A 19488-nucleotide genomic window follows, 5' to 3' on the forward strand; every position below is an offset into this window, starting at 1 on the left:
TATGAGAATCCGACTCAGAACTTCAAGAACCTGACGGGTATCGAAATGCTAGCAACCGCCATTGAGTCGATCGAGACGATCATCGTCGATCTGCCGACCATCCGCCCGCACAAGCTGGCGATGCACACCATGCAGAACCAGACCCTGGTGATCATTCGCGTGCGTTGCGCCGACGGCATCGAAGGCATCGGCGAATCCACCACCATCGGTGGCCTGGCCTACGGCAATGAAAGCCCGGACAGCATCAAGACCAATATCGATACGCACTTCGCGCCACTGTTGATCGGCCAGGACTGCAACAACGTCAACGCGGCCATGTTGCGCCTGGAGCGCAGCATTCGCGGCAACACTTTCGCCAAATCCGGTATTGAAACCGCACTGCTCGATGCTCTGGGCAAACGCCTCGGCCTGCCGGTCAGCGAATTGCTCGGCGGTCGTGTTCGCGATGCGCTGCCCGTGGCCTGGACCCTGGCCAGCGGCGACACCGAGAAGGACATTGCCGAAGCGGAAAAAATGCTCGACCTGCGTCGCCACCGCATCTTCAAACTGAAGATCGGCGCCGGGGAGGTCAACCGTGACCTGGCCCACGTCATCGCTATCAAGAAGGCCCTGGGCGACCGCGCCAGCGTGCGGGTCGACGTCAATCAGGCCTGGGACGAAGCGGTGGCGCTGCGGGCCTGCCGGATCCTCGGCACCAACGGCATCGACCTGATCGAACAGCCGATCTCGCGTAACAACCGCGCCGGCATGGCTCGCCTCAACGCGATGAGCCCGGCGCCGATCATGGCCGACGAATCCATCGAATGCGTGGAAGATGCGTTCAACCTGGCCCGCGAAGGCGCAGCTTCGGTGTTCGCCCTGAAAATTGCCAAGAATGGTGGCCCACGTGCCGTATTGCGCACCGCCTCGATCGCTGAAGCGGCCGGTATTGCCCTGTACGGCGGCACCATGCTTGAAGGTGGCCTGGGCACCATGGCCTCGGCCCATGCCTTCGTCACCCTGAACAAGCTGGCGTGGGACACCGAACTGTTCGGCCCGTTGCTGCTGACCGAAGACATTCTCAGCGAACCGCTGGTGTATCGCGATTTTGAACTGCACGTGCCGAAAACGCCGGGCCTGGGCCTGAGCCTGGATGAAGAGCGCCTGGCGTTCTTCCGCCGCGACAAGACCATTCATCAAGCCTGAGGAGAGCATTATGCTGTTCCACGTAAAAATGACCGTGAATCTGCCGGTCGACATGAATCCCGAAGCGGCAGCCAAACTCAAGGCCGACGAGAAAGCCCTGGCCCAGCGCCTGCAAGAGCAGGGCAAGTGGCGCCACCTGTGGCGCATCGCCGGGCACTACGCCAACTACAGCGTGTTCGATGTCGACAGCGTTCAAGAATTGCATGACCTGCTGATGCAATTACCGCTGTTCCCGTACATGGCAATCGAAATCGACGCGATGTGCCGGCATCCTTCTTCCATCCGTGACGATGACCGCTGAGCCCAGCCTGTTCAGCGCTACGCTAATAATTACAAGATGAGGAACCATACAAAATGAACGTCAAGATTTCCCACACTGCCGAAGTCCAGAAATTTCTCGAAGAGGCCAGCGGCCTGCTCAACGACGCCGGCAACCCACGGACCAAAGCGCTGGTGTACCGCATCCTGCGTGATTCGGTGAACATCATCGAAGACTTGGCCGTGACCCCGGAAGAGTTCTGGAAAGCCGTCAACTACCTCAACGTGCTGGGCGCTCGCCAGGAAGCCGGGCTGGTGGTGGCCGGTCTCGGTCTGGAGCACTACCTCGACCTGCTGATGGACGCCGAAGACGAGCAGGCCGGCAAATCCGGTGGCACGCCGCGCACCATCGAAGGCCCGCTGTACGTGGCGGGTGCGCCGCTGTCGGTTGGCGAAGCGCGTCTGGACGACGGCGTCGATCCGGGTGTGACCCTGTTCATGCAAGGCCGCGTGTTCAACACCGCTGGCGAACCTCTGGCCGGCGCCGTGGTGGATGTCTGGCACGCCAATACCGGTGGCACCTACTCGTACTTCGACACCACGCAATCGGAATTCAACCTGCGTCGACGTATCGTGACCGACGCTGAAGGCCGCTATCGTTTCCGCAGTATCGTGCCGTCGGGCTATGGCTGCCCACCGGACGGTCCGACCCAGCAACTGCTCGATCAACTGGGTCGTCATGGCCAGCGTCCGGCGCACGTGCACTTCTTCATTTCCGCGCCGGATCATCGCCACCTGACCACCCAGATCAACCTTGACGGCGATCAATACCTGCACGACGATTTCGCCTACGCCACCCGTGACGAACTGATCGCCAAAATCACCTTTAGCGACGATCAGCAGCGCGCGGCGGCCCATGGTGTGAGCGGTCGCTTTGCTGAAATCGACTTCGATTTCACCCTGCAGTCGTCGGCCCAGCCTGAAGAACAGCAGCGCCACGAGCGGGTTCGCGCACTGGAAGACTGATAGCACGACCCTGTGGGATCACCACTCTGTGGGAGCGAGCTTGCTCGCGATAGCGGTTTTACATTCAACATCCCTGTTGACTGGCACTCCGTCATCGCGAGCAAGCTCGCTCCCACAAGGGTTTCGGCTAACTGTCTGGAAAATCTCAAGGGACTGATGCAGTGTTCTAGAATGGCCCGACGCGACCAATAACAACAACGAGAGTGATCCGATGATGCAAGCTCAACTGTTGAGTCAGCGCAGCAGAGTATTCGACCATGCCGACCCCTATGCGGTGTCGGGCTACGTCAATCAGCACGTCGGTAATCACTGCATTCTCATGCCCCGTGCCGGCAGCCCGCTGGCCAGCCTTGACCATCGCAAGTTCGCCAGCCTCGACCTGTGCCGCATCAGCTACGGTGCCAGTGTGCGGGTGACGTCCGGTGCGCTGGACAGCATCTATCACCTGCAAGTGCTGCTGCGCGGCAATTGCCTGTGGCGTGGCCACGGCCAGGAGCATTACTTCGCTCCCGGCGAATTGCTGCTGATCAATCCTGACGATCCGGTGGACCTGACGTACTCCGCCGATTGCGAAAAATTCATCCTCAAAGTCCCGACCCGCTTGTTTGAATCGGTCTGCGATGAGCAGCGCTGGCGCTATCCGGGGCAGGGCGTGCGGTTTCTGGAAAACCGTTATCAGCTCGATGAACTGGAAGGCTTCGTCAACCTGTTGGCGATGATCTGCCAGGAGGCCGAATCCACCGAGCAGATCCCCAGGGTTCAGGAGCATTACACGCAGATCATCGTCAGCAAGATGCTCAGCTTGATGAAAACCAACGTCAGCCGCCTCGAACTGGGCTCGCAGACGGCCACGTTCGAGGCGATTGCCGACTACATCGCCAATAACCTCAAACAGGACATCGACAGCGAAGAGCTGGCGCGCCAGGCTCACATGAGCCTGCGTTCGTTGTACGGATTGTTCGAGCGAAATGCCGGCCTCACGCCGAAAAATTATCTACGCCAGAAACGCCTGGAACGCATCAACGCTTGCCTGAGCGATCCAACCTGCAACGTGCGCAACGTCACCGAAGTGGCGATGGATTACGGCTTCCTGCACCTGGGCCGGTTCTCCGACAGCTACCGCAAGCAGTTCGGCGAATTGCCGTCCGATACCCTCAAGCGTCGGCATTGAGGCGCTGAAAATGGCGGCCTTGTAGTCGACCAGTCGCTCGCGGATGTACCCGATCTACTGTAGGAGCGAGCCTGCTCGCGATGGATGTCAACGATGACGCGTGGAACCTGACACCCCGCAGTGCTCTCAGGTTTTTCGCGAGCAAGCTCGCTCCTACAAAAAACACATTGCACAAAACGGATAAACGTCTGCACTGCGCGGATATTCCAGCCTGACCCCCCGTCCTAGCATGACCCCTGCCTGAACAATAACAATGGAGGCGGCGGCCATGACCCTGCGACCCGAATATTTGCATTCCCTGCTTGAAGACGATCCCGAGCAAGGCCTCTATCGCTGCAAGCGCGAGATGTTCACCGACCCCCGGTTGTTCGATCTGGAGATGGAACACATCTTCGAAGGCAACTGGCTGTATCTGGCCCACGAAAGCCAGATTCCCAACATCAACGATTTCTACACCACGACCATGGGGCGCCAGTCGATCTTCATCGCGCGCAACAAGGACGGTGTGCTCAATGCCTTTATCAACGCCTGCAGCCATCGCGGCGCGACCCTGTGCCGGCACAAATCCGGCAACAAGAGCTCCTACACCTGCCCGTTCCACGGCTGGACCTTCAACAACTCCGGCAAGCTGCTCAAGGTCAAAGACCCGGCCAACGCCGGCTACCCGTCGAGCTTCAACTGCGAAGGTTCCCACGACCTGACCAAGGTTGCGCGGTTCGAGTCCTATCGCGGCTTCCTGTTCGGCAGCCTGAAAGCTGATGTACTGCCACTGGTCGAACACCTGGGCGAGTCGGCGAAGATTATCGACATGATCGTCGACCAGTCCGCCGATGGCCTGGAGGTGCTGCGTGGCTCCTCCAGCTACATCTACGAAGGCAACTGGAAACTCACCGCCGAGAACGGCGCCGATGGCTACCACGTCAGCTCCGTGCACTGGAACTACGCGGCCACCCAGAACCAGCGCAAGCAGCGCGAAGCCGGCGACACCAACCCTACCATGAGCGCCGGCAGCTGGGCCAAGCAGGGCGGTGGTTTCTATTCCTTCGACAAGGGCCACATGCTGCTCTGGACCCGTTGGGCCAACCCCGAGGACCGTCCACTGTACGAGCGCCGCGATGAGCTGGCGCAAGACTTCGGCAAGGCCCGCGCCGACTGGATGATCGAGAACTCGCGCAACCTGTGCCTGTACCCGAACGTGTACCTGATGGACCAGTTCAGCTCGCAGATCCGCATTGCCCGGCCGATCTCGGTCAACCGCACGGAAATCACCATCTACTGCATCGCCCCCAAAGGCGAGAGCGACCACGCCCGCTCCAGCCGGATTCGCCAGTACGAGGATTTCTTCAACGTCAGCGGCATGGCCACGCCCGACGATCTGGAAGAGTTCCGCTCCTGTCAGACCAGCTACCAGGGCAGCGTCACCACCTGGAACGACATGTCCCGTGGCGCCGAGCACTGGATTGAAGGTGCTGACGAGGCTGCAAAAGAAATCGACCTGCATCCGCTGCTCAGCGGCGTGCGCACCGAGGACGAAGGCCTGTTCGTGCTGCAACACAAGTACTGGCAGCAGACCATGCTCAAGGCATTGGCTGCCGAACAGTCGAAGCTGATCGCCGTGGAGGACGTGCAATGACCATTTCTTACGATGCCGTGCGCGACTTTCTCTACCGCGAAGCGCGCTACCTCGATGATCGTCAGTGGGACGAGTGGCTGGAGCTGTACGCCCCCGACGCGACATTCTGGATGCCGTCCTGGGACGATAACGACGAATTGACCGAAGACCCGCAGCGGGAAATCTCGCTGATCTGGTACGGCAACCGCACGGGCCTTGAAGACCGCGTCTTCCGCATCAAGACCGAGCGCTCCAGCGCCAGCGTGCCGGACACCCGCACCTCCCACAACATCAGCAACATCGAGCTGCTCGAACAGGCCGACGGACTGTGCAAGGTGCGCTTCAACTGGCACACCCTGAGTTTTCGCTACAAGACGGTCGACAGCTATTTCGGCAGCAGTTTCTACACCCTCGACGTGCGCGGTGAAAACCCGCTGATCCTGGCCAAGAAAGTGATTCTGAAGAACGATTACGTTCGCCAGGTCATCGATGTCTACCACTTGTGAGACTGCCGTCATGACCCATTCCATTGCGTTCAATTTTGAAGACGGCGTCACCCGGTTCATCGACGCCAACGTCGGCGAAACCGTGGCTGATGCCGCGTACCGCCAGGGCATCAACATCCCGCTGGACTGCCGCGACGGTGCTTGCGGCACCTGCAAGTGTTTTGCCGAAGCCGGCAGCTACGATCTGGGCGAGGAGTACATCGAAGACGCCCTCAGCCCCGAAGAGGCCGCGCAGGGCTTTGTCCTGACCTGCCAGATGCGCGCCAAGAGCGATTGCGTGGTGCGGGTGCCGACGTCATCGGAAGTTTGCCGCACCCGCCAGGCCAGCTACGACGCGACCATCAGCGCGGTGCGCCAGTTGTCCGACAGCACCATCGCGTTGTCGATCAAGGGCGAGTCCTTGAGCAAGCTGGCGTTCCTGCCAGGCCAGTATGTGAACCTGGGGATTCCCGGCAGCGAGCAGACCCGCGCCTATTCGTTCAGCTCGTTGCAGCGCGACGGTGAGGTCAGTTTCCTGATCCGCAACGTGCCGGGTGGCCTGATGAGCAGCTTCCTCACCGGCATGGCCAAGGCCGGTGATTGCATGAGCCTGGCCGGTCCTTTGGGCAGCTTCTACCTGCGCGACGTCCGTCGGCCGTTGTTGCTGCTCGCTGGTGGTACCGGGCTGGCGCCGTTCACCGCGATGCTGGAGAAGATCGCCGAGCAGGGCAGCGATCACCCGCTGCATCTGATCTACGGCGTGACCCACGATTTCGACCTGGTGGAACTCGACCGCCTCGAAGCCTTTGCCGCGCGCATCCCCAACTTCACCTTCAGCGCCTGCGTCGCCAGCCCCGAGAGCCAACACCCGCTCAAGGGCTACGTGACCCAGCACATCGAGCCCAGGCATTTGAACGATGGCGACGTCGACGTCTACCTGTGCGGCCCGCCGCCGATGGTCGAGGCCGTCAGCCGGTACATTGGCGAGCAAGGCATCAAGCCGGCGAATTTCTACTACGAAAAATTTGCTGCCAGCGCGGCTTGAGTCGCAGGCGATTTCCCTTGCTTGGTAAAGACCCCCTGTGGGAGCGAGCTTGCTCGCGATAGCGGTCTGGCAGTCACCAGATATGTCGACTGGAAGGACCTCTTCGCGAGCAAGCTCGCTCCCACAGTTGAACGGCAACCTTCTTCATGAGGTACACATGAACAGATTTCACGAAAAAGTCGCGCTGATCACCGGCGCAGCCCAAGGTATCGGGCGGCGGGTGGCCGAGCGTATGGCCGCCGAAGGGGCGAAGCTGATCCTGGTGGATCGCTCCGACCTGGTGTTCGAAGTCCAGCAACAGTTGGCGCCAACCACTCAGGTACTGGCCCTGACCGCCGACCTTGAGCAATACGAGGAATGCAGTCGGGTGATGCAAACCGCCGTCGAGCGCTTCAGTCGCCTCGATGTGCTGGTCAATAACGTCGGCGGGACGATCTGGGCCAAGCCGTTCGAGCACTATGAAGCGTCACAGATCGAGGCTGAGGTTCGCCGTTCGCTGTTCCCGACCTTGTGGTGTTGCCATGCCGCGCTGCCGTTCATGTTGCAGCAGGGCAGCGGTGCGATCGTCAACGTTTCCTCCATCGCCACCCGCAGCCTCAACCGCGTGCCCTACGGTGCGGCAAAGGGCGGGGTCAATGCCTTGACCGCTTGTCTGGCGTTCGAAACCGCCGGTCGCGGCGTGCGAGTCAATGCCACGGCGCCTGGTGGCACCGAAGCGCCGCCGCGACGCATACCCCGCAATGGTGCCGAGCAGAGTGAGCAGGAAAAACTCTGGTACCAGCAGATCGTCGACCAGACCCTCGACAGCAGTCTGATGAAACGCTACGGCACCCTGGATGAGCAGGCGGGGGCTATTCTGTTTCTGGCCAGCGACGACGCGTCCTATATCACCGGTATGGTCATGCCCGTGGGCGGCGGCGATCAGGGCTGAGGCGAACGACAGACAACCCCATCGGCAAACGGAGTCATGGTGATGAGTGATAAACCCACGATCGTGCTGGTCCATGGTTTTTGGGGCGGCGCTGCCCACTGGAACAAGGTCATCGTTAAATTGGTCAGCCGGGGTGACACACGCATTCGTGCCGTCGAATTGCCGCTGACTTCGCTGGCTGATGATGCCGAGCGTACGCGCATGATGGTCGCACAGGTGCCCGGTCCGGTGCTGCTGGTGGGGCATTCCTATGGCGGCGCGGTGATCACCGAAGCGGGTGATTTGCCGAATGTGGTGGGCCTGGTGTACATCGCCGCATTCGCACCGGACGCCGGTGAAAGCCCCGGTGGCATCACGCAAAGGCATCTGCCAGCGGCGGCGGCCAACCTGGCTCCCGACAGCGACGGATACCTGTGGGTCAAGCCTGAGCTCTACCACGAAAGCTTCTGTCAGGACCTGCCGGCGACCGAAGGGTTGGTCATGGGTATCACCCAGAAAGCGCCGCTGGCGAGTACCTTCGGTGACACTATTGGAACGGTGGCCTGGAAGAAAAAGCCATCGTGGTATCAGATTTCGACCGCAGACCGGATGATCTCGCCACAGAACCAGCAATGGATGGCCGCGCGACTCAACGCCCGGGAGATCCTGACCTTGAATGCCAGCCACGCGTCATTGGCGTCGATGCCCGCCGAAGTGGCGGCCTTGATCGACAGGGCTGCGACGGCGTTGGCCAAAGGCTAGAGCCTACAAGCGGCGCACAAAGGTGCCGACAATACTGCGCATGGCGTCGCTGATGTTCAGGTTGTGTAGCGCATCAAGCGGGTGCCAGATGCAATCGGTGATTTCGTTCAGCGGTCGCAATTGCTCCAGATTCAGCACCGACACCTCGAATACGTGGTGTCGGGTGCCGCCCGATTCCAGTTCCAGCACGTATATCAACTCGTCGACCCGCAGGCCGGTTTCCTCCAGCAGCTCGCGAACGGCGGCATCGGCTGCGCTTTCACCCCGTTCGAGCTTGCCGCCGGGCAGCGTCCAGCGTCCTCCTCGCTTGCGTACCAGCAGTACATGCCGTTCCTGCTCGCAGATGATCGTTGCGCGTACTTTCATTGATTACCTAATGGCCTGTTGAGATGGAGCAGGCATTGAAATGCAGCAGTCGGGCCAGGGTCGATTGAGCACTTTACGAGTAATTCGAGGGGGCAATGCGAGGAAAAGTGCAATCGATTTCGGGAATTTCCATGGCGACGTCTGGTCGGTATTTTGGACAAGGGTGGGTGTAAGGTAGGCAAGTCAACCTGAGATCGCTGCCCGAGAGGAGGTGACTATGAGCGTTCCGATGTTGAACAAGATGCACATGAATGGTTATGACGTACTCAGCGTGAACAACGGCCCCTGGCGGGTATGTACCCAGGGTGACCGGCTTGGCTCGTTTGCCAGTCGGGAGGAAGCGCTGGCATATGCCGCATCGCTGCCCGGCTACAGGGCACGTGCTGCCAGGCCAGCGGGAAAATGAAGCCCCCCTGTAGGAGCGAGCTTGCTCGCGATGGTCGCTAACGATAACGCGTGTTTCCTGGCTAAACCCGGCGCGCTTGAGTCCATCGCGAGCCAGCTCGCTCTCCTGAAAAACCCTTAAGGGCGCTAGTAGCCGCCGCCTCCGCTGGGGCGGGAGGGTTCCCGGGCCTTTTGCTGCGTGTTGCTCCACTCCGCGCAGGTCATGAAGCTCTTGTGGTCGACCATGCCGCGGCCATCGAAACTGACGTTGTACGGCTGCTGATGGTCGGCATGAGTCAGTTTGTAGTCAAAGCACGTACCGGGTTCGACGCTACGATCGCTGACCGCCAGCGGCTGGCCGCCGATTTGTCGGACTTGCTCCTGGGTCATGCCGGTGTCGACTTTCGCGACCAGCGGCTGATCCTTGTAGATCGAGTTGGTGCTGCAGCCTGCCAGCGCGGTCAGTGCTACGACCAGCGTGAATAGAGGTCTGTTCATGGTCGCGCTACCGCTATTGAGCCTTGTTGCGGCTAATGACCTTGGCCTTCACTTCCTCGGCGTAGCCGGACAGTTTTTCTTCATCACCCTGAAATAAAGAACACAGTCTTTGAACGGCTTGCGCGTCGACTTCGCTTCCGAGCAGGCGCAATTGCTGCTCGATGCGCAACAGCTCGACGGCCGACCAGCGTAAATCTGACGCAAGCCCTTGTAGGTCGCGCCGAAGTTCCTGTTCCGATTCGTTAAGCCACATGATGACCTCCTGAACACTGCACACCAAAATTTTAGACCTGTTTACCGCGCCGTATGTTGTGTTCGTCTGAATCTGCAGTTTTCCTTTGGTCGGGAAAACTACAGCGAACGAAAAAATAAGCTGTCCTACTCAAGTGCCGATTGTTACCGCGGGGGCGACGTAAAAAGACCACAACCGATGATTTCAGGGCCATGGCCCAGAAATTGATCGTTGACCTGGAGGCAGCGACCAACCAAGACGTCTGCGAAAGATGGATGGATTATCTGAATTCAAGGAACTAACCGAGGCAAGCGATATCAATGACAGTCGCTGAATCGTTGGGGATAGCTGTAGGGACAACGGCGAGCTACATTTTCTTATTTCAAATTAAAGGAAACAGCATGCGGATGTTGATGGGGGGAGTCGTGTTGGCATTGCTGGGCGGGTGCTCGTTGCCGGCTTCGTTGGTACCGGGTGAGCCGAATGTCAGCAAGTACAGCGAGAAGACGCCAAAAGAGTATGCGGCGTGCGTGTTGCCTGCTTGGCAAAAGGAAGTATCGAATACGACTCAGGTTTCGATATCCAACGGATTCCGCATCACCGCGCCCAGCGTGATCACGGCCGACGAAGTGCTGGATATCGTGAAGTACAAGGAAGGCAGCCGGGTCTCGCTGTATCAGGGGCCACCTTGGGCCAAGTCCGGCGACCTGCGCAAAATCGTGCGCGACTGTTTGTAAGCGCGGGAGACCGAAAATCGGTCAGCGACCGATGTTCGCCTGAATCCAGAAAAAAACCGGATGCCTGGTGCGCATCCGGTTTTTTTTGTGTGGATCAGTCTGAAAGGTTGGTCGACGGGATGATTTGCTCACTGGCCTGGGCGGCACTTTTGCGTTCCCGGCGCTCGTTCATCCAGCTTTCCACTTTGACGACGAACTCTGGCGGGGCCTTGCGCCCGAATTTCCTGGCAATGTCGAGGATGGTTTGTTGCGCGAGGGCCTCTTCCATGCGTTTTTGCGCAACCATCATCGCGCCATTGATCGCGCACAGACCCTCCAGTGCCCACTCAGGCGGGGCACCGTCAAACACGGCGCAACGACCACGGATCTCCCGACAATCGAAAATCGACTTGCGGCCGTCGATGGCATTGACGATATCCAGCAAGGTGATTTCGTCAGCGGGCCGGGCCAGCTTGAAGCCTCCGCGTACGCCTTCGGTGGCGACCACCAGTTTGGCCTTGGCCAGCTTGGTGAAGATTTTCGCCAGATAGTCCTGAGGGACGCCTTGCAGATCGGCAAGGTCGCGCACGCTCGCTTCGCGCGAGTCGTCGCCATTACCCACCAGAAAAAGCAGGCAGTGGATGCCATATTCGACACCCGCGCTGTAAAGAGACATACAAATCTCCGACTGAATTAGTCGCAAATTCTAGCAGCCGACAGCAAGCAAGGCAACGAATCCCTTCTCGTTGGATCTTTTTTCATGACAGCAAAACACTCCTGTAATGCGCTGAATACAGGGGGCTCAGGTCATGGGGCACGTTTTTCGGTGGCAGCTGGCGATAAAAACCTGTTGCAGGACTTAACTAGGATCAATACAGTCGTAGTTATTCGGTCGCAGTGGCAGGCGCTTATCTGGGTACAAGCCCGCGTCGGTCCTTAAACCGCTCAACGATTTTCAACACTTGGTCATTCCCCTCAGGAGTCAAAAAATGAAACAGCACATTCTGGTGATCGGCGCAGGTTTCGGTGGCATGTGGACCGCATTGAGTGCAACGCGCCTGTTCGACATTCACGGCCACAACGATGTTGAAGTGACCGTGCTGGCGCCCCAGGCCGAACTCCGCGTGCGTCCGCGCTTCTACGAACCGAATGCCCATCAACTGGCTGCGCCGATTGGCGATCTGTTTGATGCTGTAGGGGTCAAGTTCATCAAGGGCGCGGCGCAGACCATCAATGTCGAGCAAAAGCAGGTCGGCTATGTCGATGCCACAGGGGCCCGACAAGTCTGCAGCTACGACAAACTCGTTCTGGCTACCGGCAGTCGTCTGGCTTCGTCGAGCACTCCGGGCGTGGCCGAACATGCCTTCGACGTCGATCAGATCGAGCAGGCCGTTCGCCTGGAAAACCACCTCAAGGCGCTGGCCAGCCAGCCCGAAAGCAAGGCGCGCAACACGGTGGTGGTGGCCGGTGGCGGTTTCACCGGGATCGAAACGGCGACTGAAATGCCGACTCGCCTGCGGGCCATCTTCGGCGACCGTGCCGACATCAATGTGATCATCGTGGACCGCGGCGATAAAGTGGGCGGCTCAATGGGTGAGCAAATCGCCGAATCGATCGTCGAGGCCAGTTTGGCGACCGGCGTGCAATGGCACTTGAAAGCTTCGGTTGTGTCGGTCGATGCCGACGGTGTCACCCTGTCCGACGGGGCGCGCATCGATGCAAAAACCGTGGTCTGGACCACCGGCGTTCGCGCCAGCTCCCTGACCGAGCAGATTCCCGCCGAACGTGATCACCTGGGCCGTCTGCATGTCGATGCGCACCTGAAAGTCATTGGCCAGAACGACATTTTCGCTACCGGCGACGTCGCCTATGCGGCCAGTGACGAGATCGGCAACTACGCCTTGATGACCTGTCAGCATGCTATTTCGCTGGGCCGCCATGCCGGCAACAATGTCGCCGCGCAGCTTCTCGGTGTCGACCCGACGCCGTACAGCCAGCCGAAATACGTGACCTGCCTCGACCTGGGGGCCTGGGGCGCGGTGTACACCGAGGGTTGGGATCGTCAGGTCAAGTTGGTCAAGCACGAAGCCAAGGCACTGAAGACTCAGATCAACACCCAGTGGATCTACCCACCGGCGGCTGATCGCGCCTCGGCGCTGGCTTCGGCGGATCCGATGATTCCCGTGGCCTGATTGATTCGAACATCACGTCTGAGTAAAAACATCCCGCTCGGGTTCGCTTGAGCGGGATTTTTTACGCGTTGATTGCTTGTGTGAAATTTACCGTGTATTTTTTCATGAAATTAAAAATACAAAATTTCACGAGGCCGTATGTTTCAGCAATCCACCCGGCATGTCGCCAGTTACTACGCCCATACCTGCGCCGATCGTCTGGTCGATCGAGCCGTACTGGAAGGTGAACAAGACACCGAAGTGCTGATCATCGGGGCCGGGTTCAGTGGATTGCACACGGCTTTGCGTCTGGCGCTGGCCGGCAAGCGCGTGACTTTGCTCGAAGCCAGCCGGGTGGCGTGGGCCGCGTCCGGGCGTAATGGCGGCCAGGCAATTCTCGGCTGGTCGTGCGACATGCCACCGCTGGAAGCGGCGCTGGGTTACGAACGGGCGCGGCGCTTGTGGGACGGCATGCGCTGGGCCGCGCGCGAGCTGCGTGACTTGCCCGGCCGCCATGAGTTCGATTGCGACTACCGCGCCGGCCATCTCTGGACCTCGGTGATGCCGCGTCGGGTAGGTCTGCTGACCGAGTGGCAACACGAGGCGAGCCGCAAATGGGGCCACGACAAACTGCAATTTATCGAGCGCAGCGATTTGCCGCAGTGGGTTGCCAGCGAGCGTTATCAGGCTGGCCTGTTCGATCCCGAGGGCGGGCATTTGAATCCGCTGAAACTGGCCCTGGGCCTTGCGGATGCGATCGAGCGGGCCGGTGGCCGCATCCACGAGCAAAGCAAGGCGTTGAGCTATGGCGAGGAAGGCGACGGGTTTGTGGTAACCACCGAGCGCGGTTGTATTCGCGCCGATGTGCTGGTGCTGGCGTGCAACGCTTACCTCGATCGACTCGACCCGCAACTGGCCAGTTGCGTGTTGCCGGTCGGGACCTATCAGGTCGCGACCGCGCCGCTGACGAAGGAGCTAGCCACCGCGCTGTTGCCGAGCAATGTGTGCGTGACTGACAACCAGTTCGTACTCGATTATTTCCGCCGCACCCCGGATAACCGCCTGCTGTTCGGCGGCGGTTGCACTTACCTGGGCGGCATGCCCAAGGACATCGCTGCCGCGACCCGGCCGTTCCTGGAGCGCGTTTTCCCGCAACTCACCGGCGTCGATCTGGAGTTTGCCTGGGGCGGCCACATCGACCTGACCCTCAAGCGCACACCGGATATCGGACGGCGGGGCGATCTGTACTGGATGCAGGGGTATTCCGGGCATGGCGTGCTGCCGACTCTGGCCGCGGCGCGGGCGGTGTCCGAGGCGGTACTCGGTCAGCCCGACGAGCTGTCCCTGTACCAGGGCCTGAACAACGGCAGTTTTCCCGGCGGCAAATACCTGGCCGCGCCGCTGGAAGCCATCGGCAAGGCCTGGTATCGACTGCGCGACAGCATTTGAAGCGACACTTTCTGGAAGCCTCTAGATGGACATGCAAGAAGAAATCTCGGCGCTGGCGATCCTGATCCAGGACCTGCGCAAACACAAGAAGTACACCCTGAAGGAGCTGGCGGACAAAATCGGCCGCTCCGTGGGTTTTCTGTCCCAGGTCGAGCGCGGCCTGTCGCGCCCGACGGTGGCGGACCTGACCGCCATCAGCGAAACCCTGGGGGTGCCAACCACCTATTTCTACAGCCTGCCCAAACCCATGGCCTTGTCCTGGGTCACTCGCCCGGACGAGCGCCGCACGCTGTATTACGCCGACGGCATCACCGACATCCTCGTTTCGCCGAAAATGCGCGCGTCGTTCTCGATGCTCGAAAGCCAGCTCGAACCCGGTGCCAGCAGCGGTGACCGGCACATGAAGGACAGCTCCGAGCAGGGCGGTTATGTCCTGGAAGGGGAACTGACCCTGTGGCTCGACGACAACGAACCGGTGACTCTGCATCCCGGCGACAGCTTTCAACTGGCCAGCCATGCGCACTGCCGCTACGGCAACCTGTCCGACCAACTGACCCGCGTGCTTTGGGTTTACACCTGATAACAACAAGGAACAAAACGATGGATGCTGTGTGCTCTGAACTGCTGGCCGAGGTTCGCAACTTCCGCCACTGCAACCCCGAAGTGCGCTACGTCGACCTGATCTCCCTGGACATTCCGGGGCATTTCTACGGCAAGCGCTACCCGATCGAGATGCTGGAAAAAGTCGCTGCCGGCAGTGCATTGAAGCTGCCGCAGAACTGCGTGCTGCTCGGCACCCAGGGTGGGCTGTTCAAGATCGGCGATTACTGCTTCAACGATGGTGACCCGGACGCGCTGCGCCGTTTGGTGCCCGGCACGCTGAAGCTGGTGAGCTGGGAAAAGCAGCCCTTGGGCCAGATGCTGATCACCTCCGACGGCACCGAAAAACCCATCGAATTCGAACCCCGTGAAGTGCTGGCGCGGGTGCTGGACCGTCTGCACCGCAAAGGCATTTTCCCGGTGGTGGCCTTCGAGCTGGAATTTTACCTGTTCGACAGCCGCTTGAAGGACGGTTTGCCGCAATTTCCCCGTGATGAGTTGACCGGCGATGCCGACGATCAGCCGAACATGCACATCGAACGCTTGTCGCGCTTCGCCCCGGTGCTCGATGAAATGGTCGAGACCGCTCGAGCCCAGGGCGTCGATGCCACGGTGATCACCGCCGAACTCGGCCCGGGCCAGTTCGAAATCAACTTCGGCCATTGCGATGACGGCCTGCGCGCCGCCGACTGGGCGGCCCTGTTCTGCCGCAGCACCCGGGGCGTGGCGCTCAAGCACAACTACCGCGCCAGCTTCATGGCCAAACCTTACTTGCAACACCCCGGCAGCGGCATGCACGTGCATGTCAGCCTGTATGACCAGGCCGGCAACAACCTGCTGGCGGCGAACGGCCAGCGGGCGCTGCGTCATGCGGTGGCCGGTTGCCTGGATGTGTTGCCGCACTGCATGCCGATTTTTGCCCCGAACCACAATGCCATGCGCCGCCTGAGCGGCACGGTGAACGTCGCGTCCCGTGCCAGTTGGGGCTTCGAGGATCGCGATGCCTGCTTGCGGATTCCAGAGTCGGACATCAAGAACCTGCGCATTGAACATCGTCTGGCCGGCGCCGATGCCAACCCTTATCTGGCGTTGGCGGCGATTCTGGTGGGGTTGGAGCAAGGCCTGGAAGGGGAGCGCGAGCCGATTGCACCGCTCAACGAAGACCGCGGCAGTGGCATCGATTTTCCATTGGAAATGCTCGAAGCGGTGCAGTCCATGCAAAATCATGCAGTGCTGCGCGAAGGCTTGGGGGCGGAGTTCGTGGACGTCTACTGCGAAAACAAGCGTCAGGATCATCTGGCATTTCTGCATGACATCAGCGCGCGGGAGTATCGCTGGTTCCTGTAGTCGCCCTTAGAAAATATGTGGATATTTAATGGGTTAGAGCGTTTAGTAACTGGATAGTGAATAAAAATATCTTGTTACAGGCCGAAATATTCCGTAATATCCGCGCCGCGTTCACCACCACGGTTTATGCATTTTTAAATCCCAGGCGTCCATCAGCTGCCTGGGATTTTTTTTGCCTGAAAATTGAGACCGCAATAGCGCCCCCCCCTCATGGCTATCAGCCGAGCGGCCGGACAGGCGGGTTTTCTCTCGATTGCAATTGCTTGATTCGCTGTTTCTCCGCCAACCAGTTCAAATGTGGCGTCGAGCCGCTATGGCCAAGCAATTCATCCAGCGCGTCCCATTTTTATGACTGGTGAAACCACTCACTTTCCTTGTGAATGATCAACTGCGAGATCGATTGCGCATGGGCCGGCAGGCTGATGGCCGTTTGCAGTTCTTCGGCGGTCATTTTGCCGTCGCGGTTGCGGTCGATGATGTCGAACAGTCGGCTCTTGACCGGTCCCTTGTCTTCAGCGTCCGCCATGGGGCGGTAACGTTCGAGTTGCGTTTCGTCGAATTGGCGGATGTTGCTGAAGAACGAGGCGAGGGCATGTCGGGGCGTGCCGTAGTCGTAGATGATTTCGTAGCCTTCCCACGACCAGGGACTGAACCAGAGCGTGACACCGACTTCTTCGCGCACCCAGCCGTTGAGCAGGTTGCTGTCCGCGTCGTGTAGCAGCCCATCCAGGCGATACCAGGTGCGGGCGTTGTGGCTCGGGCTGGCCGGCACCTGGATTTTTCGGTCGGCCGGTAGAGCATCAAGCACACTTTTGGGGAGTAACAGGTCGGCGTCACTGAATGGGCTGGAGGCACTCGCCATCTGCAAGCGGGCGGCAGTGGCATTGTCTTCATGAGTCACCACCGCGGTGCCCTTGGCCAGCTTCAGCCAGGTCTTGTCTTTATCCGGCAGACGCCGGGCCCAGGCGCGGCTGGCTTCGATGAATGCATCAACGTCATCGCCACTGAACACTCCCAGGTGCAGCTTCTCTTCCGGGTGCTCGGCACGGCATTCGTGATATCGACCGATATGGCCAATCAAATTCCCGGCCTTGATTGGCACCGGGTGGTGGAGCACCACCACCTGATCCGTCGGCGCTGCTGGCTCACCCTGCAGCGACGCGGCCAGCATGCCTTGGAGCGATGCAAAATTCATGTTTTGATTGGCGCGCTCTTATTTGTGGTAGTTAACTTCTCCGCTCAACTTTAATTCCGTGCCGCGACAGCTTTGTGAGAATAATGCTGTGAATAATTATCAAGGCTCTACTTGTCATTCATATTTCGTCTTAAGACCTCACGTTGAATGTTGTTTAATTTGAAGGTGTTTCTCTCAATTATAGTACGATAGTCTTTTTTGTTATTGGCATCAGGCGGATCGCAAATTAGAAGATTGTCAAGTGAAGACGCCGGTGAATCCGTAGGTCTCAAACTGCCTTCCACATATTTTTTTGCTCTAGGAGCTTCTGCGGTTAAATTAAATTCCGGATAGAGTTGGTTGTTCCACCTGCCATCTTGCGTAAACGTGCCGCCGCAGAACTCACCAGTTTCTCTTGCAATAATACAACCGCTGCGTAAGTTAACCAATTCACAATAGGCAATTTCGTGGTTTGTTACTAAGCCGTTTGAGGTTTCTGCTTTGCCGGATTCGACTTGGTGTAGTAATGCGAAGTTACCGTCAGGCGACAACTCGGGGGGATTTATTTTGTCAAAAACTCCACCTTTTTCTATTTCTCCACGAAGGACTCGCACAGTTTTGCCGTCGTTAAGTATCGTCAATGTACGATATCGTTTTCCAATTGGGTCGCTATACTGAAAACGTTCAATGCACAATGAGTTTTTCACTTCGACACATTCAGTTGAGGCGTATCCAAAGCTTCCAAGGTTAAGCGGGATTGCTAATAACACTGCGAGGTAGCGCTTCATAATTTACTCTTCAGGCTTCTAAAACGAAGATCAGCATCAGTCATACGACGTGATGGCCCATAAATTTCCAATAAAGCAGATTCGTGCCTTGCATGATTTATTCCCCAATGGGTTGGATTGTCGGTCAAGGTCGGGTGCATTTCATGAAAAATATCGAGAGCACTGCCGAAATCACTTGCAACATTGCCGGGGCGATTAACGTGATGGTCGAGAACAATTGCCTTGCCCAAGTTCGAGTGAATGTAATCACTTATAATGCGCGGCCGATATCCAGTTGGTGTCACTGAGTTTGACGTTCTAAGGCGGCGAACAAAATCCATTACTTGTTTTGTTATATATTCATTTGTGGTAATCGCATGAGCAAACACGGCGAGCGGTTTAGATTTGAGTTTTGTCTTGCTTTCAAATGATGCCTGATCGAAGCCATCGCGTAGTAAGGTTTTTAGATCGATGCCAGTAATGCCGTTATAATAAAGGAAGCGTCTTCCATTTTCCGTCTTGACCTCCCAGCCGCATTCTACAAACAACGACTGATACAGGGCGGGATGTTCTTGTTTGAACTCGTAGACCTGTTGTGATAGCTCACCTGCACCTTGCGGGTTGATCGTTTTTTGCATCGCGCCAGCAGTCAATACTTCGCTATCGTATGACTGCAGGGCATCAAGATTGCCCTCGTTTTCAGACATCGCCACGAGGATTGCACGCTCCGGGGTTGTCACAATTCCCCTGTTAACTAAGTAATCCCAACCCTTGAAATCTGCAAGTTTTGATTTTCCCCAGTAAACTGGACCGTACTGTTGTCCATAACGTGTGGTTACAAATTTTGCACCGAAGCAACAACCGCAAGCGCACTTATCTTTCACCGGAAAGTTTGTGACTAAGCCAATCGGATGAAAGTGAAACACCTTCCCATACACCGGCAATCCCACTTTCTCCGCCACATCCCCCCACCAACTCAATTGCTTGATCCGTTGTTTCTCCGCCATCCAGTTCACATGCGGCGTCGAGCCGCTATGGCCGAGCAATTCATCCAGCGCGTCCCACTTCTGTGGCTGGTGATACCACTCACTTTCTTTATGAATGATCAACTGCGAGATCGATTGCGCATGGGCCGGCAGGCTGATGGCCGTTTGCAGTTCTTCAGAGGTCATTTTGCCGTCGCGGTTGCGGTCGATGATGTCGAACAGTCGGCTCTTGACCGGCCCCTTGTCTTCTGCGTCGGCCAAGGGGCGGTAGCGTTCGAGTTGAATTTTGTTGAAGTGGCGGATAATTCGCAGGTCTAGACCTCATCGAGTCATTATATTTTTGA

The 19488-nt window shown here is 58.4% G+C and carries 22 protein-coding genes; 15 read left to right on the plus strand and 7 right to left on the minus strand.

What is annotated here, in order from left to right; all coding sequences use genetic code 11:
• Positions 1 to 45: 45 nt before the first annotated feature.
• The 9 genes from AC3WTM_RS17670 (at position 46) to AC3WTM_RS17710 (ending at position 8454) form a co-directional block, all read left to right on the plus strand.
• The gene (locus AC3WTM_RS17670) at positions 46 to 1185 is read left to right on the plus strand and encodes a muconate cycloisomerase family protein (protein ID WP_173677976.1); all 1140 of its coding nucleotides are present in this window, start codon (positions 46 to 48) and stop codon (positions 1183 to 1185) included.
• A gap of 10 nt (positions 1186 to 1195) precedes the next feature.
• Complete coding sequence (catC, locus tag AC3WTM_RS17675) at positions 1196 to 1486, plus strand: muconolactone Delta-isomerase (RefSeq protein ID WP_008053771.1); 291 nt, start codon at positions 1196 to 1198, stop codon at positions 1484 to 1486.
• Between the two features lie 53 nt (positions 1487 to 1539).
• Positions 1540 to 2469 carry a catechol 1,2-dioxygenase gene (catA, locus tag AC3WTM_RS17680; protein ID WP_102672559.1) on the plus strand — a complete coding sequence of 310 codons (930 nt, stop codon included), beginning with the start codon at positions 1540 to 1542 and terminating at the stop codon, positions 2467 to 2469.
• Positions 2470 to 2680: 211 nt separating this feature from the next.
• Entirely contained in the window at positions 2681 to 3640 is a 960-nt protein-coding gene (locus AC3WTM_RS17685) for an AraC family transcriptional regulator (RefSeq protein WP_057715470.1), read from the plus strand.
• A gap of 268 nt (positions 3641 to 3908) precedes the next feature.
• Entirely contained in the window at positions 3909 to 5273 is a 1365-nt protein-coding gene (gene benA, locus AC3WTM_RS17690) for a benzoate 1,2-dioxygenase large subunit (RefSeq protein WP_057715469.1), read from the plus strand.
• A complete protein-coding gene (benB, locus tag AC3WTM_RS17695) occupies positions 5270 to 5758 on the plus strand; it encodes a benzoate 1,2-dioxygenase small subunit (RefSeq protein ID WP_102672557.1) in 489 nt (162 codons plus the stop codon). The genes benA and benB overlap by 4 nt, the downstream gene beginning before the upstream one ends.
• A gap of 10 nt (positions 5759 to 5768) precedes the next feature.
• Positions 5769 to 6782, plus strand: a complete 1014-nt coding sequence (gene benC, locus AC3WTM_RS17700) for a benzoate 1,2-dioxygenase electron transfer component BenC (RefSeq protein ID WP_102672556.1) — start codon at positions 5769 to 5771, stop codon at positions 6780 to 6782.
• Between the two features lie 157 nt (positions 6783 to 6939).
• Positions 6940 to 7713, plus strand: a complete 774-nt coding sequence (locus AC3WTM_RS17705) for a 1,6-dihydroxycyclohexa-2,4-diene-1-carboxylate dehydrogenase (RefSeq protein ID WP_090454739.1) — start codon at positions 6940 to 6942, stop codon at positions 7711 to 7713.
• A 42-nt stretch (positions 7714 to 7755) separates the two neighbouring features.
• Positions 7756 to 8454, plus strand: coding sequence for an alpha/beta hydrolase (locus tag AC3WTM_RS17710; protein ID WP_102672555.1), 699 nt, complete (start codon positions 7756 to 7758; stop codon positions 8452 to 8454).
• A 3-nt stretch (positions 8455 to 8457) separates the two neighbouring features.
• Here AC3WTM_RS17710 and AC3WTM_RS17715 read toward each other — a convergent pair whose 3' ends face one another.
• Entirely contained in the window at positions 8458 to 8820 is a 363-nt protein-coding gene (locus tag AC3WTM_RS17715; protein ID WP_102672554.1) for an NUDIX hydrolase, read from the minus strand.
• A 217-nt stretch (positions 8821 to 9037) separates the two neighbouring features.
• Here AC3WTM_RS17715 and AC3WTM_RS17720 point away from each other — a divergent pair, with 217 nt between their 5' ends.
• Positions 9038 to 9226, plus strand: coding sequence for a DUF2188 domain-containing protein (locus tag AC3WTM_RS17720; RefSeq protein ID WP_102672553.1), 189 nt, complete (start codon positions 9038 to 9040; stop codon positions 9224 to 9226).
• 125 nt (positions 9227 to 9351) lie between these two features.
• On the opposite strand, the gene osmE is transcribed toward AC3WTM_RS17720, so the two are convergent.
• Together osmE and AC3WTM_RS17730 are read right to left on the minus strand one after the other, a co-directional pair.
• Positions 9352 to 9702, minus strand: a complete 351-nt coding sequence (osmE, locus tag AC3WTM_RS17725) for an osmotically-inducible lipoprotein OsmE (protein ID WP_102672552.1) — start codon at positions 9700 to 9702, stop codon at positions 9352 to 9354.
• A gap of 13 nt (positions 9703 to 9715) precedes the next feature.
• Positions 9716 to 9955, minus strand: a complete 240-nt coding sequence (locus tag AC3WTM_RS17730) for a hypothetical protein (RefSeq protein ID WP_008053783.1) — start codon at positions 9953 to 9955, stop codon at positions 9716 to 9718.
• 380 nt (positions 9956 to 10335) lie between these two features.
• Here AC3WTM_RS17730 and AC3WTM_RS17735 point away from each other — a divergent pair, with 380 nt between their 5' ends.
• Positions 10336 to 10671: a hypothetical protein gene (locus AC3WTM_RS17735; protein ID WP_102672551.1), complete on the plus strand. Its 336-nt coding sequence runs from the start codon at positions 10336 to 10338 to the stop codon at positions 10669 to 10671.
• A 94-nt stretch (positions 10672 to 10765) separates the two neighbouring features.
• Here AC3WTM_RS17735 and AC3WTM_RS17740 read toward each other — a convergent pair whose 3' ends face one another.
• Positions 10766 to 11326, minus strand: coding sequence for an RrF2 family transcriptional regulator (locus AC3WTM_RS17740; protein ID WP_102672550.1), 561 nt, complete (start codon positions 11324 to 11326; stop codon positions 10766 to 10768).
• Between the two features lie 313 nt (positions 11327 to 11639).
• Between AC3WTM_RS17740 and AC3WTM_RS17745 the strand changes: the two genes are divergently transcribed.
• The 4 genes from AC3WTM_RS17745 to AC3WTM_RS17760 all read left to right on the plus strand — a co-directional run bounded on the left by AC3WTM_RS17745 (position 11640) and on the right by AC3WTM_RS17760 (position 16217).
• The gene (locus AC3WTM_RS17745; protein ID WP_102672549.1) at positions 11640 to 12842 is read left to right on the plus strand and encodes an NAD(P)/FAD-dependent oxidoreductase; all 1203 of its coding nucleotides are present in this window, start codon (positions 11640 to 11642) and stop codon (positions 12840 to 12842) included.
• A gap of 138 nt (positions 12843 to 12980) precedes the next feature.
• Entirely contained in the window at positions 12981 to 14270 is a 1290-nt protein-coding gene (locus AC3WTM_RS17750) for an NAD(P)/FAD-dependent oxidoreductase (RefSeq protein WP_102672548.1), read from the plus strand.
• 25 nt (positions 14271 to 14295) lie between these two features.
• A complete protein-coding gene (locus AC3WTM_RS17755; RefSeq protein WP_008000492.1) occupies positions 14296 to 14850 on the plus strand; it encodes a helix-turn-helix domain-containing protein in 555 nt (184 codons plus the stop codon).
• A gap of 20 nt (positions 14851 to 14870) precedes the next feature.
• The gene (locus AC3WTM_RS17760; RefSeq protein WP_090454751.1) at positions 14871 to 16217 is read left to right on the plus strand and encodes a glutamine synthetase family protein; all 1347 of its coding nucleotides are present in this window, start codon (positions 14871 to 14873) and stop codon (positions 16215 to 16217) included.
• A 346-nt stretch (positions 16218 to 16563) separates the two neighbouring features.
• Here the strand turns inward: AC3WTM_RS17760 and AC3WTM_RS17765 are convergent, their stop codons facing one another.
• From AC3WTM_RS17765 to AC3WTM_RS17775, 3 genes are all read right to left on the minus strand, one after another.
• Positions 16564 to 17412, minus strand: a complete 849-nt coding sequence (locus AC3WTM_RS17765; RefSeq protein ID WP_207238496.1) for an EF-hand domain-containing protein — start codon at positions 17410 to 17412, stop codon at positions 16564 to 16566.
• A gap of 107 nt (positions 17413 to 17519) precedes the next feature.
• A complete protein-coding gene (locus AC3WTM_RS17770) occupies positions 17520 to 18179 on the minus strand; it encodes a hypothetical protein (protein ID WP_146023742.1) in 660 nt (219 codons plus the stop codon).
• Positions 18176 to 19405 carry an EF-hand domain-containing protein gene (locus AC3WTM_RS17775; RefSeq protein ID WP_256586139.1) on the minus strand — a complete coding sequence of 410 codons (1230 nt, stop codon included), beginning with the start codon at positions 19403 to 19405 and terminating at the stop codon, positions 18176 to 18178. Before AC3WTM_RS17775 ends, AC3WTM_RS17770 begins: the two co-directional genes overlap by 4 nt.
• Between the last annotated feature and the right edge of the window lie 83 nt (positions 19406 to 19488).

This window comes from Pseudomonas sp. EU05-FHT14B02 (assembly GCF_058791055.1).